The organism is Mojavia sp., from assembly GCF_059505145.1.
Map to the genome: position 1 here is coordinate 151,800 of NZ_JCACKA010000034.1, position 17,827 is coordinate 169,626.

Here is a 17,827-nt window from a genome sequence, read left to right on the forward strand (position 1 = left end):
GAAAATTCCCTCAATACTTAAAAACTTTTTGGTCAATTTGCTCAGTTGAAGGATTGGGTAAATCACGAATTAGCATTTGCCCGTTCTTGAACTGTTGCATCCTCACCAATTCATTGCTGCCTTTCTTCAGATAGAAGCGATGCATATTAAAGGAATTGTCCCGATCAAATTCCCAGCAATCGACTTCTATTCCTAATATCTGTTCAGTTCCTTTGAAGGTGGCTTTTCCAGTAATCAAAATGTCCCTTGGAACAATTGAGTTGTTAGCCTTAACTTCCTGAGCTTCAAGTTCAGCAACGTCATAGCTAAATGCTTCAGTTACGTCATCCTCTTGTTTAATGTGATAAGGAAGCTTGTAAACAAGGCTCTTGCCCTGACCGTAAAAAGTGACTTCTGACATCCATAACTGATAGCCCGTCTTTTCAACATCCCAAGGATTAAAAATACCGTCTATTCTATAGACTTCCGATTCGTAGTCGAACCAGACAGACCCTGAAGAAATAAAATTTCCTTGTTTCATCGGTGACCAGTAAGTGATGTACGCTGAACTCCATTGAACTGGTAACAAAGGTGGCTGAAAGTTATGATTTTTATTCATATCACTTAACTCCTTTGACAACAATATTTTTTGCTGGTATGGACACAAAATAACCATCGTAGTATTTTGCTACATTCCGATGAATTTCTTCATGAATTTGATTAGCTGTTTCCTCTGGAATATTGGCGAAGATTGAATCCATCTGAGGAGACATACTCCTGATAAAATTCCAGAAAGTCACAGGTGTACCTTGCCAACGCCAGTGGATTTCGGCGTAGTCCCACTGAAGATTTAAGAAACCTACACTTTTAAGTAATCGGGCAAAGTCTAAAGCAGTAATCAAATTAAAATCTGTTGAAGCTTTGTCTACATTTTTTGTTGCTGTGTGCTTTGTCAATACATCTAGGTAAACATTTTTGATTTCGCCATGTGCTTCTTCACCCCAATCAACAACGACAATCTCGCCACCTTTTTTTAATACTCTATAGGCTTCCTGGAGTTGTCTAATCTTTAAATCATTAGTCAAATATTGCATCCCAAAACGACAGCAGGCAGCATCAAAACTTTCATTTTTAAAGGGCAAATCTAGAGAATTACCTAGCTTTACTGATATGTTTTTGAGATTTTTGCTGGTAGCGCGCTTTTCTAGTTCTTCAATAAATCGGGAAACGAAGTCAAGACCTACTATCTCACCCTTTTCACCTACTAATGTTGTTAATGATAAAGTGGGATCACCTGGGCCACAGCCAATATCTAGAACTTTTTTTGCTTCCAAATCAGAAAAAGTAGAAATGATGAGGTCTGTTGACTCTTTTGTCCAAGCGTCTACCAAATCGATATTTTCGCAAAGTGACGGGGCTAGTTCCACCCATCTGTCGTACAAGCGTTGAACTGCTGGAATTTCTGTGCTAACCATAATCTTCAACTCCTGAAATATTAGTATCAAATTTAGTTGTTTTTGTAAGAAACAGTCAGGTTTACACAACTGAAGGTTCTAACAATATTGTTCTAGTCTGAAGTTGAACAATTTCTTCTACCTGGCTCAGGGCAGATGTAATTGCCCCTTCTATCCAGGCGTTATCCATCGAACAATGTTCGCCTGCAAAATACAGCTTTTTTTCCGGTTTGGTGACGGCTTCAACATTGTATTTCGATCTACCAAGCCACATCACACCACTACATCCACGAGTCCATTTGTGCTTTTCCCATGAAATAACAGCAACATCTTGAACCATATCTTCAGTTTCAATCTCTGGATGAAATCTGCTGACGCTTCTTTTAATCAGATTGATCTGTTCATGATGACTAAGTTCGGCAAGATATGTGGAATCTTCACCAATTACGTAACTAGCAAGTAAAACACCAGGATTTTCTTGCTTAAAAGAGGAATTATCTTGGGATGCAAGAGGATAATATAATTGGCGAATTACCCGATCGCTTACGGAAGCTCCTTCTTTAATTTGATATTTGTCTTTTTCCCAGAATCTGTCTTTGCAATAGAACAGTACTTTAGTAGCACCAACATAAGTGAGGTTGTGAATGACATCTAGCTTTTCCTTTGAAAAGCCATCTAACTTAATTTCTCTCAAAACGCTAAATGGTATGGTGCATAATACAGTATCGCTGTATAATTGCTCATTGCCATTAATAGTAATTTTGACCTTATTGTCCTCAAGGCTGATCCCCGTAACCTCTGCATTCAATCTGATGTCATCTTTTAAATGATTAGCGATCGCATCAGGAAGCTGGTTCATACCCCCGGCAAGTTGATAAAGGTCGCTAGAGGATTCGAGGATAATATGCCGCATATAAGTTCTTAGCACATCTTCACATCTACCTCTCAATTTGGAGAGCAGCGGCAATACATTGTTAGGGGAAAATTCCTCATCATTCAGTTCAATAGAACAGCGCTCAAGTGAATAATCTAATTCATCTAATAAATAGTTATGCAAATCTGTTTCAAACAGTTCGCGTATCTCTTTAGGAGACATAGCATCCACTATTGTTTTGAGTGCAGATGCAAACCGTTCGGTATATTTGGATTTGAACTTTCTGTTTTTAGAAAATTCATAGCTGGGATAAATCTCGTTGATAACATCTTTTAATCGACATACTTTTCCCTTTATATCAAGGAAGCATTCATTATTCTTAAAAATAGTTACAAACTTCTTCAACTGAGACTGTAACCCCATTTCATTGATATAGTAATGAGTGAATTCGTGATTGAAAGGAAGGCGCATAGCACCAAGCTCTCCATATGCCGTTATATTTTCATCATCAAATCTATAAGTCCATATTCTTCCTCCAATTCGGTTGCTTGCTTCTAATATTTTGACTTCGTAGTTAAGCTTTTTTAGTTCATAAGCAGCAACCAGACCGGAAATTCCTGCACCTAAAATAGTTATTGATTTAGGTAAACTGTTTGGGTTGAGAGAATTTATTTTTGAAAAATATCCTCTGACCTTTTTAAAATCTCTGTTTAAAACCTTTTCCATAGTGCCTCTGGTTGAAGTTGATAAATTGAAGTCATTAATTCTCTTTTTTCATTAAAGTATTTTGTTTTTTCTTCTCTTAAGAGCTTGATTCATATTTTTCCATACTCCAGAGCGACGCCAAGTCCGGAAGTAATGATAAACTGTTGGCCAAGGAGGCAAGTCATGAGGAAGCAACCTCCAAGAACAACCACTGTTCTGGATATATAAGATAGCGTTGATAATCTCACGCATATCCACAGTCCGAGGCCGTCCACCTGTTTTGATCGGTGGAATTAAGGATTGAAGTAGTTCCCACTCTGCATCTGTAATATCGGTTGAATATGCTTTTCGACTCATAGGGTCAAAGTTGGAGAAAATCAACTTCTCATTACCCTAAAAAAAACTTTATATGTACTTAATGAAAGTAGTCTTAGCTTATTCCCACTCAATATGATAAATGTGACTTCTTTGGTCTAGTAGGCTCATTCTGATACCACGAACACAATTAATTTTTTCATTTGCTTGCTTCTTTAATACAAACTACTGATAAAAAGCTCGCTGCGTTTCTTCGTTTAGCTTGCCAGTTCCAAATCGTCTTGACCAGTAAAAATCAAGTTGTTGACCATGAACTTAGGCAAGATCGGGTTTTTTGTTTATGTTTAAAGGCAAACCATACTTGTCTAAATTCAGTGCTGATAAAGCGAGGTTCTAAAAAAGGTTCACGGAAAAAAGGGAGCCAGTGCGTTCGGTCGCCAGACTTGTAGACACCCGTAGGGTGGTGAGACAGCGCTCTTAGTAGGGTTTCCAACGCCAGTCGCTCATGGGGGAATGGAGTTGATAGCGACAGGCCTTAGTTAATAGTTTAGGACTGTTGCTCAAAGTTGTAGTTAGTAAAGAAAATGCCCCAGAAAGGGTTCTTGCTGCTTATGCAAGTCATGGTTAATAATTCAAGCTCGGTAGAAGTGATGCGTCGTGTTAGTTTTGAGTTTGAGGTTTTACCTAAGCGTTGGGTAGTAGAACGAACTTTTGGCTGGTTTAACCAATATCGTCATTTGAGCAAAGATTATGAGCATCTGACCGCAAATGAGTGAGGTTGCCATATATGCAGTTATGACTCCTATTATGCTACTTATGCTACGCCGCCTAGCTGTCTAAAGATTTACTTGATCAATGGTCTCTAAGGAAACTCTATAACTCCCTGGTCAATTTCTTGTTCTTAACTTGATTAAAGTTTTAAATATTGTTGAATTTCTGTATGTAAAGTAAATTTAAGAGGACGTTTCATATTGAATTTATATATGTAAGTTAGTAATGAAAGATGCAATGTTAAACTAGAAAAAGCTTTCTAGCTCAGACAAATAGAGTAATACAACTCGAATGAGTTTCAATAAGCCAGAATCAAAAGATCATGCTGTAGCTAGCCAATGGGACTTTTGGAGACCATTATGAGTTATAGACTTACAATAGTTCAGCACTACATATCATCATCTGAGGATATTGAAAAAATATGAAGTTGTGTCGTGTCTGATAATTAAATATTATCTTGGTTTTATCTCAGACGGTATCAGATTGAATCTGCTGCCTAGGAGTTACTTCAAGATAGTGAGGAATGCGTTACAACACAATTAGAATGATGATCGCGGCCGAGGCAAGACTGAGGATAAGTATCTGATAGCTTCGTTCAGGTATTTCCTAAATTGTTCAATTTTCTGCATATATGTGGGGTGCTATCGAACAGCACTAAGATTAAGGGCAAATCTTTAGCCCTGTTAAGGTGATTGCAACTATCTCCGAAGTCTTGGCTTTTAGAAAAATGAAAGCGATCGCTTTCATGCTCACCATGTTCGGTTATTTAATTGTCAACAAACATCAATGCTTGAGAATTAAATCCCTAAAATGATGAAAATTCGTCAGTTTACACCATTTCACGAAATGCCTGATACAAATGACTGCTTTTTAATTTTTTCCCCCTGCTCCCTGCCCCCTGCCCCCTATTTGTATCAATCTTAAAGTGAAACAGTATTACACCTTTACATGGTTAAGAAATTGCCTTTAGCTAAAAGGTTTTTGGGTGTGGGGTTTAGTGAGCCACAGGTTTGTTAATGTCCGTGCTTAGTTTTATTTTGCTTTCTTGTTTCCTACACCCAAGGGTTTGATTCTAACTTCGTGCTATTCAGCTACTACCTTTACTGAAGAGTTGCTAAATAAGTAGGGCTAAGTTTCTACTATGAACGCTAAACGTCAGAATCTAGTCACAAATAAGGCTAAACAGATGGACTCACTTAAACAGGCATCCCGATCTCGAATGCTGTCATCATCCTTGTCATTATCCTTGTCATTTTGGCTGAATTTACCTTTTCTTGATGTCCAGCAGGACAGTGAGTCGAACATCCCTCTCCCTAACAGGCAGAGGGATGTTTGTTTTTCGGTAGCCGAGACAGTGGTTAAGATGCTGGAAGAGATGGGAGTCACAGATGCGTTTGGTGTTTCAGGAGGTGCGATCGCCCCCCTCTGGGCCGCACTACAGCATAGCCAAATCCGAGTGCTTCACTTTCGCCACGAAGTTGGAGCGGTTTTTGCAGCTGTCGAGTCGTACTTTATTAGTGGACGCCCGGTCGTAGTGTTTACTACAACTGGCCCAGGAATTACCAATGCTCTGACCGGGCTATTCGCCGCCCGGTGGGAGGGCGCTAAGGTAATTTTATTGTCTCCTTCGACCTCGACATCGCAGCGTGGACACTGGGCTTTTCAAGAAACCAGCGCCTACACAATGTCCGACGCAGGTCTTTTTACCTCAGGAACACTGTTTCATTATGCGACTACCCTTGAATGCAGTGATGAACTTCCACAAATTTATCACAGACTGGCTTCAGGTCTAAAACGACCCGGAGGTTTTGTAGCCCATTTGAGTATTCCTACAGCTATCCAGAATAGTTTGCTCAACAAAGCGTTGCCACAAGTCAGTTTCTGTCATGCTCCACTCAGTGCTAGTGAGGAAACGATTAAAGAATGTGCCAGATTGCTGTCTGAAGGTTCATTTGCAATCTGGGTCGGCTTCGGTGCGCGAGGTGCTGCACAAGAAATCCAGCAGCTTGCCGAGAGAACAGGGGCTGCGGTGATGTGTTCGTCGCGTGGCAAAGGTATTTTTCCAGAGGATCATCCTCAATTTGTAGGCGTTACAGGCTTTGCTGGACATAAATCTGTTCTGAAATATATGCAAGAACAGCCTCCATTGCACACGCTGGTATTAGGAACACGGCTAGGTGAATTTACCTCGTTTTGGAATCCTGTGATGATCCCCTCACGAGGCTTAGTGCATGTTGACATCGACCCGGAAGTACCGGGGACAGCATATCCATTAGCCGAGACGTTTGCCATCCAATCTGACGTGGCATTGTTTGTCAAGGCGCTGCTCTCATACTTTCCAGAGCGTCCTAGTCGGTCAACAGCCCCGCCATTACCAAAACCTGAGAACCATGTTATCAATCCACGGGATAGTGGTCTGGTAAGACCTGAGGTACTCATGAATGCGATTCAACAGGTAATTGTCGAGGGAAGCGATGCAGTGGTGATGACTGAGGCTGGTAACTCATTTGCTTGGGGAAATCACATGCTGCGATTTACAAAACCCGGTCGTTACCGTGTCAGTCCTGGGTTTGGGGCTATGGGTCATGCTGTAACGGGCGTCGTAGGTGCCGCACTGGCACGGAATGGCAAGGCTGTTGCGATCGTTGGGGATGGCGCCATGCTCATGAATAGTGAAGTCAGCACAGCCGTGCAACATCAGATTGCCGCTGTTTGGATTGTACTTAACGACTCTCGCTACAATATGTGCGATCAGGGAATGGCCATGCTAGGGTTCGAGGCTATAGACGCGAAGATTTCACAGACAAATTTCGTCAAGATTGCCCAGGGGATGGGAGCTGATGGCATCCGTGTTGAAAGGGAGTCTGACATTCAAGCAGCACTAGAGAAAGCACTTGTCTCCACAGGCCCATTCGTTGTTGATGTGATCATCGACCCTACCCAGCCTGCGCCGATTGGGAGTCGTATTCATAACTTAATTTCTCAGGGAACTACGAATAATTAAGAGGAAATTAGAGATGATGTATCCCTCAGTAGGCATTTGTTCACTCGCATTGAGCTTTCCTAGTATTAGACTGACCAAAGATGATTACAAAGAAAATTACCCGGATCTGCTCGCAAGTATCGAGCAAAAAAACTTGGCAAGGCTGTTTTCGCTAGGTAACTTCACTCCTAGCAACGAGTATGAGTTAGAGATGATGCCCTATCTCGAAGACCCCTTCCGTGGTACTGTTGAGCGGTGGATGCTTGGGCCTGGCGAGTCATCGCTAACATTGGAGTATCGCGCAGCAATCGATGCCCTTGATGCGGCCAAGCTTTCTCCCGATGACGTAGATATTCTACTCGTTGCCTCGTTCTTACCTGAACAAATAGGCTTTGGCAATGCAGCTTTTCTGGCTCGTCAACTCGGTATACCCTGTGCTGCATGGAATCTGGATGCAACATGCGCTAGTACTCCGGTGGCGCTGGAAACTGCTTGTGCTTTGGTAAAAAGTGGAGGGTATCGCCATGCGCTGGTGGTCATTTCATGTACATACTCTCGTTTTTTTGATCAAGACGATACTCTTTCGTGGTTTTTTAGCGACGGCGCTGGAGCTTTTCTAGTTAGCGCTCTCAAACCTACCCAAGGTTTCTTGGGATCAAAGACCGTTAATACCAGCGTATTGTGTGACCAATTTCCTTTTAAACTCACTCAAGATGAGCAGGGCAATCCACATCTGCGTATGCAGGTGCTGAAGGGCACGAACAAAGTGATCGGCGAAACGGCTGTGGGGCTTCTTCGTACATGTTGCGAAGGAGCGATCGCTGCTGCGAATGTGACGCTAGAGCAAATTGACTTTTTTATTTTCAATACACCTACGGCTTGGTTTGCCAACTTCTGTATACGTATACTGGGTATTGACCCAGAACGGACAATCAATGTCTACCCTTTCTATGCAAACATTGGGCCAACACTGTCCCTAGCCAATCTGTACCATGCTGCACAGTTAGATAAGATTCGTGAAAATGACTTGGTTTTGATGTATGGCTTTGGTGCAGCCAGTTCTGCTTCTGCAATTGTAATGCGCTGGGGTGATGTGACGCTAAGTCCGCAGCCCCACAAGCACCCGACTCAAAATTTACAGAAGAGATATGAGGAAGCACAGAGGAGAACCTCATAGTTGAAGAAGGCAGCTATGCTGGAGGCAGAGGGCAGAAGGAACCAGCTCCAAAGGAGTTTGACCCCTCCTGACTTAGATCCACTGAACTCCAGTTCAGTGGGGGACTTAAACCCTTGCTCCGCAATGGTTCACAGCAAAGAGCAGAGGGCAGTATTCCTTCTGCCTCCTGCCCTCTGCCTTTCTTGATAAATCTAGGCAGATCAGAACAAAGATGCCTTAAATATTGTTGCAAGCGATTTCGGTTCAAATCTTTTTTACTTTTTCCATAAATAAGGAACACACCCATGCTAAGGCAATTGTATGGAAAAGTCGCACTGGTGACTGGGGCTTCATCAGGTATTGGTCGAGCAACAGCGCTAGCACTTGCACAGTCAGGAGCAAAGGTTGTGGCTGCCAGTCGTCGGATTACCGAGGGAGAGGAAATTGTACGTCAAATACAAGAGGCAGGAGGCGAAGCTATTTTCGTCAAAACCGATGTGTCAAAAGCTGCTGAAGTAGAGGCACTGGTTAACAAAACCGTGGATACCTATGGTCGTCTGGATTGTGCCTTCAATAACGCTGGTATCCCATCTACTGGTCTGCTTACCGATATATTAGAAGAAGACTGGGATCATGTAATTAACGTGAACCTTAAAGGAACGTGGCTCTGCCTCAAGTATGAGATCAGGGAGATGCTGATCCAAGGTGGCGGCGCAATTGTGAACGTGGCTTCCATAGGTGGTGTCGTCGGTTTCGCGGGCTATGCTAGCTACTGTGCCAGTAAAGCTGGGGTTATCGCTTTAACCCGATCTGCTGCAATGGAGTATGCTAAATTCGGTATCCGGATAAATGCCGTCAGTCCTGGTGCAATTGAGACTGAAATGCTGGCAACTATTCCCGCGCATCAACTCGCCCAGATGATAGCAATGCATCCCATAGGACGTAGTGGCAAACCAGAAGAGATTGCAGAAGCCGTGGTGTGGTTGTGTTCGGACTCGGCTTCCTTCGTTGTGGGGCACAATATGATGATTGATGGAGGATATACCGTGCATTGATATCTCTGTTGACCTCAGTCGAGCGATCGCACCTATGTCTGAAGGCTGGGGCTGAGACTGCGAGTTTTAGTTTCTTGGCGTTGATAGAACTAGCCCTTTCAAGGTGTGTTATTTTCTTGTTTTTTCTGGTTCAGAATCTTAAAAGTTGAGACATGAGGTCGATTTTTAAACTAAGTCCGCTTTTGCTGAGGTTTTTTAACCTACACGGATGACGACGAAAAGCCCTCAGCTTGAAAAGACCTGCCAGATGTTTGAGAATTTGCAAAATTAAATTAGACATTGATATTAACAATACTCCGGACAATTTTTAGTTGAGGGAATCGACAAGAAAGCGCCTAATTTTTTCCAGAGTATTGATATTAAGTAGGAGGCATTTAAATGACTGCGATATCCACTCAAGACGGAAAGTACTCTGAAGAAACTAAGTTAATGAAAGGTCGGGTAGCCTTGGTGACTGGAGCTAGTCGAGGAATTGGCGCGGCTACAGCTAAACTCTTAGCCCACCATGGAGCAGCAGTCGGCATTAACTATTACAACAACCATGAAGCGGCTCAATCAGTTGTAGGCGAAATAGAAGCCAGTGATGGTAAAGCTATTCCGGTTCAAGCTGATGTCACAGATGAAGCGCAAGTTAAGAAAATGGTGCAGCAGGTATCAGAAGCATTTGGTTCGATTGACACCCTTGTACTCTGTGCTAACAGAACATTTACGGTTGCTCCCTTCATAAACTACCAATGGTCAGATTTTGAAGAAAAGTTACTGGGAGAACTTAAAGGAGTTTTCTACCCTTGTAAAGCTATTGTTCCCTCAATGATCGAACATAAACGTGGTTGCATTGTAGCTATTAGCACTGGTTTGTCTCGTTATCCCTCTGAAGGTTTTATAGCTCACTCTACAGCTAAGTCAGGACTAGACGCTTTTATCAAAACTTTGGCTTTAGAATTAGGCCCTTTAGGGATTCGAGCCAATGCCATCGCTCCTGGTCTAACTTTGACTGAAGCCACTGTCTTTCTTCCTGAAGAATATAGGGAAAAGACGGCTCAGGCAACTCCATTAAGGAGAAATGCGATGCCAGAAGATATTGCTGGAGCCATTCTCATGCTTGCATCTAATGAAGCGAGATTTATTAATGGAGTTTACTTACCGGTATCTGGTGGTATTCAGATGCTTTGAGATATTTTTCCAAAGAATCGGGGAAGACCAAAGTGCGATCCAAATGGTAAGCGTCTAGGCAACTATAAATAAATTAACTCCCATTTTGAATTTCAAAATGTAGTACAAAACAATTAGTCCTGAAGCATTAAGTAAGTTGGCGCGAAAAAACCCAAGTATGTTACGAAACGTAAATGGGCTTAAAATCCTTACTAATGATCAATACAACTCTTGGAGAGGCTGCACAACTCTTAGAGACGCTGCGCGTAGCTTGGTAGCTTGCTTCCACGAAGTGGTACGACTACGCTCAATGACCACGCCAACGACTCCTTTCGACAACTCTTAGAGACGCACTTGCGTTCGCGGTTCCTGCTCTTAAGGGCAAGGCAAGTCGCTCAGTACAAGTGACAAACGACAAATAACAGCCTTAGCTAGTTAGCTTTAATTACGCTGACCTACTTAATAATGGCATTAGTTTTAGCTCCATATTGTGAGGTATGTATTTCAATGGATAATTTGCAGAATACAGGTCTTGATCAATTCTCAACAAAACCTACAAGTTCAGTAATTGTTGATGAATTATCTCCAACAACCCTCTATCAGGCACAACCGAGTATTTACGCTAGCGCTAGCGCCTTGGTTTCTCAGGGAGATGGACTCAAAGCAGAATATTACGACAACATCGACTTTAGCAACCTGAAGGTAACTCGCATAGATCCAAACGTAGACTTCATCTGGGGTAATAATTCTCCAGATCCGCTCATTGGTGCAGATACCTTCTCAGTGCGTTGGACAGGTCAAGTAGAAGCCGAGTACGACGAAGTTTATAACTTCTATACCAGTAGTGATGATGGTGTGCGAGTGTGGGTAAATAATCAACTGCTAATCGATCAGTTTGTCGATCAATCGACCACAGAACATAGTGGGTCGATCGCACTGATTGCAGGTCAAAAGTACGATATTAAACTGGAATATTATGAAAATGGTTACGATGCCGTTTCCCAACTGTCTTGGTCAAGCGCCTCTCAAACCAAGGAAATTATTCCTCAGTCTCAACTATATAGTCAGGCCAATACACAGGAAATTATTCTTCAGCCTCAACTGTATTCACCAGCCCTTCAGACCGCCATTACTATAGGATCGGGTTCCATAACTTTGAACGTGAACGAATCCGATGCTGCTGTATCCATCCCTCTGCTGCGGAGTGGTGATTTAAGCGGCATATCTACAGTTAAGTATGCCACCTTTTCTAGTACTGCTAAAGTAGGAGTTGACTACGGCTTTGCAGATGTTGAAACCAGTGGAACAATTACTTTTGAACCAGGACAAAGCAGCACACAGGTCTTTGTTCCGATCAATGATAATTCCTTAGCAGAACCAGATGAAACCTTTAGTTTTGTGATCGATCAGCCAGAGGGAGCAACACTAGGAGTCCAAAGAACTATCGGAATTACGATTCAAGATAATGATAGTTCTGATATAGAGTTTACTCAGCCAGTAGTTAGCGAGAAAGATGGTTCTGCTAGAGTGACAGTTACACGGGGTAACGGTTTAGAGGCTGCTAGTGTCAGCTATACAACCGTGGATGGAACTGGTAAAGCTGGATCTGACTACAAGGCTGTATGTGGAACTTTGAACTTTCTAGCCGGAGAAATTACCAAGACGATTTCTATAGACCTTGTAAATGATACGACTACAGAACCAAATGAAACGTTTACTTTGAAGTTTAGTAACGCAGTTGGGGTGACATTAAGTACTCAAGAGACAACAATCACTATTACCGATGATGATCCAGGTAACCTTGTTTTAGAATCGGTGGCTTCTGGTTTAACTCAACCTACATCTTTTGACTGGAGTCCTAACAATAAGCTGATGTTCATTGCCCAGAAGAATGGTTTAGTGCGAGTGTTGAACAACGGCACCTTATCATTAACACCATTTATCGATATTTCTGGACAGGTAAATGATACGAACGATCGCGGTTTGTTAAGCATCGCTGTACATCCAGATTTTGGCAAGGGTAGCGACTATGTTTACCTGTTGTTTACCTACGATCCACCAGAAACCAATCCAAACAATCCTAAGAACAATCCCGATAGCACACTGGACAACCCTGACCTAAATGGAAACCGTGCTGCACGACTAATTCGGGTAACAGCTGATCCCAACACTAATTACACTACTGCGATCGCTGACAGCGAAGTTGTACTGCTAGGCAACAATAGCACTTGGGAATATATTAGTCGTCCCGATGGCAATAGCACAAATGTCGGGCTTAACTACGCACCATCAGGAATTCTTAACAAAGATACTGGTAAGCGTTTTACGAGTATACAGGATTACCTGAATAATCTCGATAAAGTTCAAAATGTCAAGGATTTTATTGCGACCGATAGCGAATCTCACTCAGTTGGAACTGTGGCCTTTGGAACTGATGGTTCTTTGTTTGTTAGCTTAGGCGATGGTACTTCCTACAATGGAGAAGATCCTCGAGCAATTCGCGTCCAGGATATCGATAATCTCTCTGGTAAGCTTTTGCGGATTGACCCGATTACTGGTGATGGTCTATCAAGTAATCCTTTCTACAACGGTGACTCCGATAGCAATCGTTCCAAAGTTTATAACTACGGTTTGCGTAACCCCTTCCGCTTCACGATTGATGAGGAAACCAATACTCCCTATATTGGTGATGTTGGCTGGTTTACTTGGGAAGAACTAAATGTTGGAACACCAGGAGCTAACTTTGGGTGGCCGTACTTTGAAGGTGGTAGAGATTCAGAAGGTAATTACGTGAATATACGAGAACTAAGGTATTCTACGTTAGATTCAGCCCAAGCCTTCTATAATAGTGGTGAAACTGTTACAGCACCAACTTACGCCTATAAGCATTTTGCTTCTAATGCAATTATTGTAGGTGACTTTTATACAGAGACTACTTTCCCCTCAATCTATCAAGACGCTTTATTCTTTGCTGATTCCAGTCAAGGAACTATCGATGCTGTAAAATTCGATGATCAAGGCAAAGTTGTCTCAGTTCAACGATTTGCTTCCAGTGAAGACATACCTAATTTAGGGGTGCCTGTACAAATCTCCGTTGGAGAAGATGGCAATTTGTACTACGCAAGCCTGCTTTCAGGTGAGATTAATCGCTTCCGACCTGTTTAGAGAGAACCTAAGCTCTGATTGCGCTCTGTCAAGAGCTTTAGCCTCCGAAACTCCGAGTTCGGTCGTTGTGGGCAGGTCGGGGTCACTACTACCTTTGTAGGAGAAGACTTTCACTTCTATCCCAGGTTTACTTATAAGATTTTCAAGGTTCTGTTCCTTGATGTTCTGATCGTAAGTTATGTATTAGACATCTGAGTAAAAATGACGTAGGGACAATACCCCTGCGGGTTCGCCTTTGGCGTTCTCGTAGAGTAGCCGCAACTCTTGGAGACGCAAACGCGAGTGCGTCTACATGAATTGTCCCTACCAAAGATTTGGGGCAATGCATAACTAATTTCTGGAGATGTCTATTGGCTTAGGAACAAGTCACAGATGCATTTGCCCTGCTTGATACTCAACCGCCCCTAAATCTTTCAAAGCAATTTTTTGAGACCCAGTTAAACCTGTGACGCCAATAATGTTCATGCCCTCGTAAGGTCTAGAGCTTTTAAGAGTTTTCAAGCATTCACCTGTCTCTATATCCCACAGCTTTATTGTCTCATCTTCACAGCCACTGGCTAGGATATTACCTTGAGGACTAAAAGCGATCGACCAAACTAACTTGCTATGTCCGCTGAAGGTTCTGAGGCTGCTTGTTGTACTAACATCCCAGAGCTTGACTGTTTGATCCCCACTACTACTGGCAAGTATACGACCATCTTGGCTAAAGGCGGTTGAGTACACACAATTAGTATGCCCCCGCAAAATTCCAAGGCACTCACCGGTACTAACATCCCAGAGCTTGATTGTTTGATCCGCACTGCCACTAGCAAGCACACGACCATCCACATTAAATGTGACTGACCATATCCAGCCATGATCCTGTATAATCCGAAAGCATTGACCAGTGCTGACATCCCACAATCTTACTGTTTCGTCATGACAACCACTAGCCAGCGTCTGAGCGTCCTGGCTAAAAGCGACTGACCAGACTCGACCTGTATGCCCCTGTAAGGTATGAAGGCAAGCACCAGTACTAACGTCCCACAGTCTCACCGTTTGATCCCCACTGCTACTAGCAAGAATCGTACCTTGAAGGTTGAAGGTGACATCAGTCACCCGATTACTATGCCCCCGCAAAGTCTTGAGACATTCACCAGTACTAACATCCCATAGTTTCACTGTTTGGTCTTCACTGGCACTAGCAAGAATCGTACCTTGAGGGTCGAAGGTGGCTGATGTCACCCGATTACTATGCCCCCGCAAAGTTTTGAGACATTCACCAGTACTAACATCCCACAGTTTCACTGTTTGGTCTTCACTGGCACTAGCAAGAGTTGTACCTTGAGGATTGAATGCAACTGACCATACCCTATTGCTATAACCCTGCAAAGTTTTAAAACAATGACCAGTACTGATATCCCACAAGCGCAACGTTTGATTATCATTTACACTAGCAAGTATCGTACCCTGAGGACTAAAGGCTACCGACCATACTCTATTCCAATCTCCCTGTAGAGTTTTGAGGCATTCCCCTGTGGTAACATCCCACAACTTCACCGTTTGATCCTCACTGCCACTCGCCAGCGTTTGATTATCTGGACTGAAGGCAACTGAATTTACCCAGTTAGTATGATCCTGCAAAGTATGAAGGCATAGGCCTGTATTAACATCCCACAACTTCACCGTATGGTCATGAGAACCACTTGCTAGCATCTGACCGTCTGGGCTGAAGGCAACCGACCAAACCCAACCTGTATGACCCTGCAAAGTATTGATGCATTTAGCAGTGCTGATATTCCACAGCGTTACTGTTTGGTCTTCACTGCCAATAGCTAGGGTAGGATTATTTGGACTAAAGGCGACTGACAACATCCTCTTATTATTTACTTGTAGAGTGTTGAGGCAGTGACCTGTGTCCACATTCCATAATCTCACCGTCCGGTCTTCACTGGCACTTGCCAGGATTTGACCATCCGAACAGAAAGCGACTGAGCGGACTGTACCACTGTGACCCTGCAAAGTTCTAAGGTCTTCACCAGTGTTAACATTCCACAGCTTTACTGTTTGGTCATCACTACCGCTGGCAATAATATTACCATCAGGGCTGAAGGAGATTGACCAGACCCAAGCAGTGTGACCCTTTAAGGTAAGAATTTGTTTGCCATCCAGAACTTGGTACAAGCGAATCTGACCATTGGTATCGCTTGTCGCCAGAAGTTTTTCATTAGGGCTAAAGGCTACGGAAAAACAACAACTGAGGGTTTCAGCAAAAACAGATTTAGCGAGATTAGCGTGAGCGAAAGAAGCATTATACAAATTTACATTCCGCAGGTCTGCTTGCCAAACAGTCAGATAAGAAAAATCACAGCCGCTTAAATCTGTCTTTAAATAACAAAACAGATTCAGAATATTTCCACCTGTATACTCTGATTCTAACGGAGATTTATTTTGTAAAGTTGCGAGAATTTGAGTTAAATGATTTTCAATATTTCTTTTGCTTCTGAAAGCGGTGAGCAGCCCATCAATAACCGGTTTGAGGATCAGGCGAACTTGATTTTCCCTCACGTAATCTTTGGCAGTCGCCTTCATCAGAGCATGACTTTTGAATAATTCAAAATTCTGAGTGCCAATCTCTTCACAAACTTTATCTACCAATTGCTGAGTCACAAACTCCATGACTACAGGTTGTAGTGTGAAGAGTGTTTCGCTTTTGTCTATTAGCGATCGCCGTCCTAAAGACTCCAAAGCCTCTAGTAATTTTGGTGGTGGTATTGGTGAAGCAATATCTTCTCGCAATTGTGAGAGTGCAATCGGCTCACGATTAATCGCTAACCAATACATGATGTCCTTTGCTAAATCTGACAAGCGCTCAAACTGTTGCTCTAAAATATCGTGAATGTCTCCAAAAACAGTCGTACCTTGTTGCAAAAACTCAGTAATATTTCCATCAAAAATATCTTGAATAGTCGTAGCAACTATCTTTAAGGCTAATGGATTACCTGCATAGCGCTCGATCACTGCTACCCATTCATCTTGTGCTTCAGATAACCCCTTGGCTTTAAAGATTTCCTGCCCGTCTACCGATTTTAGTCCACTTAATATGAATGAGCGAATGGGTAGGGCTTCTCCTTCTAGGAATCCCACTTCTTTGGGTTTTTCTCGACTAGTCAGCACCAAGCAGCTAATGTGAGCTGCTTCTCCCACTCGTCTGAAGATTTCAGCATATTCCTCATATCCCTCTCGATAAAGTCCTGATCGAGTACCACTGCGTAGAATTGCTTCTGTATTGTCTAGTATTAGCAGACAGCGTGATGAGCGTAAATAATCAATTAGTTGCGATACTCCATCGCCTACTGTCTGTGGGATGTTGGTTTGTGAAACCTGCTCGTCAGATAGGAATTGGATCAAGCTAGTCAAGATGGCTTGAGGTGGCGGAGCTTCTCGTAGCGATCGCCAGATAACGTACTCAAAGTTCTCTTGAATCTGTTGAGCAAGCTTTACAGACAGCGCCGTTTTCCCAATACCTCCTATTCCTAATAGTGCGATCAATCGGCAGCGCTCATTGAGAACCCATTGCTCTAGCGTGGCAAGTTCTTCTGTACGCCCATAGAAAACTGATGGAAATATCGCTTCTCCCCAATCTATACGCGTATTAGACCTTAAATAGTCGCTTTTATCTAGTTTTATATTAAAAGCTTTAAAAAGTTCTTCAAAAGTCCGTTTGTCAACTCCTTCTTCGCAATTAAGTACTTTGGAAATTGTGCCAGTATATAACCCAGATTTGGCACTCATTTCCTCAAGAGTGTACCTATTTCCAAAATTTTCCTCCATTTCAGACTTATGCTTTGCCTGCTGAAGTTTTTCCAACCCCTTGGGCGTAAGTACAACACCACGGTTGCGTCTCCAATTTTGTCTACTCATACTGAAAAGTGGAGGATAGTATAGAGTATTTACTTCATTAATTGTTAATAGTTTGCGCCTAAAACAGTGATTTTCTTCAAATAACTTTACATACAGTAATACTTCGTCAAATAAAGGGGATGAGCCAACTAATCCGATTATTTGATTTTTAGCTCCTTCATAGCTTGCTCAATATAGCAATCCGATTTGATTCCTGAAATTATTTGTGTAAGAAGGGAACTCATAACGGTGAATAGGGAACAGGAAAACATCTTTGGAAGTAATACTGAATTTTTTCAAAAATCAAATAGAAGTTCTATAGCAGAGGATAGTAAT

General features: G+C 42.6%; 10 protein-coding genes and 1 pseudogene. 6 read left to right on the forward strand and 5 right to left on the reverse strand.

Going from position 1 to position 17,827, the window contains the following annotated elements:
• Positions 1-10 precede the first annotated feature (10 nt).
• The 4 genes from vioE to AC5JL8_RS05420 all read right to left on the reverse strand — a co-directional run bounded on the left by vioE (position 11) and on the right by AC5JL8_RS05420 (position 3,369).
• A complete protein-coding gene (gene vioE, locus AC5JL8_RS05405; protein ID WP_495878746.1) occupies positions 11-598 on the reverse strand; it encodes a violacein biosynthesis enzyme VioE in 588 nt (195 codons plus the stop codon).
• A 1-nt stretch (position 599) separates the two neighbouring features.
• Positions 600-1,454, reverse strand: a complete 855-nt coding sequence (locus tag AC5JL8_RS05410; RefSeq protein ID WP_495878747.1) for a class I SAM-dependent methyltransferase — start codon at positions 1,452-1,454, stop codon at positions 600-602.
• A 61-nt stretch (positions 1,455-1,515) separates the two neighbouring features.
• Positions 1,516-3,033: a flavin monoamine oxidase family protein gene (locus AC5JL8_RS05415; protein WP_495878748.1), complete on the reverse strand. Its 1,518-nt coding sequence runs from the start codon at positions 3,031-3,033 to the stop codon at positions 1,516-1,518.
• 51 nt (positions 3,034-3,084) lie between these two features.
• Positions 3,085-3,369 carry a transposase gene (locus AC5JL8_RS05420; RefSeq protein ID WP_495878749.1) on the reverse strand — a complete coding sequence of 95 codons (285 nt, stop codon included), beginning with the start codon at positions 3,367-3,369 and terminating at the stop codon, positions 3,085-3,087.
• Between the two features lie 629 nt (positions 3,370-3,998).
• On the opposite strand from AC5JL8_RS05420, the pseudogene AC5JL8_RS05425 reads away from it, so the two are divergent.
• The 6 genes and pseudogenes from AC5JL8_RS05425 to AC5JL8_RS05450 all read left to right on the forward strand — a co-directional run.
• A pseudogene (locus AC5JL8_RS05425) lies at positions 3,999-4,167 on the forward strand (transposase); the annotation flags it as partial.
• Between the two features lie 1,072 nt (positions 4,168-5,239).
• Positions 5,240-7,102 carry a ScyA-related TPP-binding enzyme gene (locus AC5JL8_RS05430; RefSeq protein ID WP_495878750.1) on the forward strand — a complete coding sequence of 621 codons (1,863 nt, stop codon included), beginning with the start codon at positions 5,240-5,242 and terminating at the stop codon, positions 7,100-7,102.
• 13 nt (positions 7,103-7,115) lie between these two features.
• Positions 7,116-8,258, forward strand: a complete 1,143-nt coding sequence (locus AC5JL8_RS05435) for a 3-oxoacyl-ACP synthase III family protein (protein ID WP_495878751.1) — start codon at positions 7,116-7,118, stop codon at positions 8,256-8,258.
• A gap of 284 nt (positions 8,259-8,542) precedes the next feature.
• A complete protein-coding gene (locus AC5JL8_RS05440) occupies positions 8,543-9,292 on the forward strand; it encodes an SDR family oxidoreductase (protein WP_495878752.1) in 750 nt (249 codons plus the stop codon).
• 378 nt (positions 9,293-9,670) lie between these two features.
• Positions 9,671-10,465, forward strand: coding sequence for an SDR family oxidoreductase (locus tag AC5JL8_RS05445; RefSeq protein ID WP_495878753.1), 795 nt, complete (start codon positions 9,671-9,673; stop codon positions 10,463-10,465).
• Positions 10,466-10,951: 486 nt separating this feature from the next.
• On the forward strand, positions 10,952-13,609 hold the full coding sequence (locus AC5JL8_RS05450) for a Calx-beta domain-containing protein (protein ID WP_495878754.1): 2,658 nt from the start codon (positions 10,952-10,954) through the stop codon (positions 13,607-13,609).
• Between the two features lie 366 nt (positions 13,610-13,975).
• Here the strand turns inward: AC5JL8_RS05450 and AC5JL8_RS05455 are convergent, their stop codons facing one another.
• A complete protein-coding gene (locus tag AC5JL8_RS05455; protein WP_495878755.1) occupies positions 13,976-17,512 on the reverse strand; it encodes a WD40 domain-containing protein in 3,537 nt (1,178 codons plus the stop codon).
• Between the last annotated feature and the right edge of the window lie 315 nt (positions 17,513-17,827).

Coding starts and splice junctions, on each gene's coding strand:
- vioE (WP_495878746.1), bottom strand. CDS start 598: ATGAATAAAAATCATAACTTTCAGCCACCTTTGTTACCAGTTCAATGG.
- AC5JL8_RS05410 (WP_495878747.1), bottom strand. CDS start 1,454: ATGGTTAGCACAGAAATTCCAGCAGTTCAACGCTTGTACGACAGATGG.
- AC5JL8_RS05415 (WP_495878748.1), bottom strand. CDS start 3,033: ATGGAAAAGGTTTTAAACAGAGATTTTAAAAAGGTCAGAGGATATTTT.
- AC5JL8_RS05420 (WP_495878749.1), bottom strand. CDS start 3,369: ATGAGTCGAAAAGCATATTCAACCGATATTACAGATGCAGAGTGGGAA.
- AC5JL8_RS05430 (WP_495878750.1), top strand. CDS start 5,240: ATGAACGCTAAACGTCAGAATCTAGTCACAAATAAGGCTAAACAGATG.
- AC5JL8_RS05435 (WP_495878751.1), top strand. CDS start 7,116: ATGATGTATCCCTCAGTAGGCATTTGTTCACTCGCATTGAGCTTTCCT.
- AC5JL8_RS05440 (WP_495878752.1), top strand. CDS start 8,543: ATGCTAAGGCAATTGTATGGAAAAGTCGCACTGGTGACTGGGGCTTCA.
- AC5JL8_RS05445 (WP_495878753.1), top strand. CDS start 9,671: ATGACTGCGATATCCACTCAAGACGGAAAGTACTCTGAAGAAACTAAG.
- AC5JL8_RS05450 (WP_495878754.1), top strand. CDS start 10,952: ATGGATAATTTGCAGAATACAGGTCTTGATCAATTCTCAACAAAACCT.
- AC5JL8_RS05455 (WP_495878755.1), bottom strand. CDS start 17,512: ATGAGTAGACAAAATTGGAGACGCAACCGTGGTGTTGTACTTACGCCC.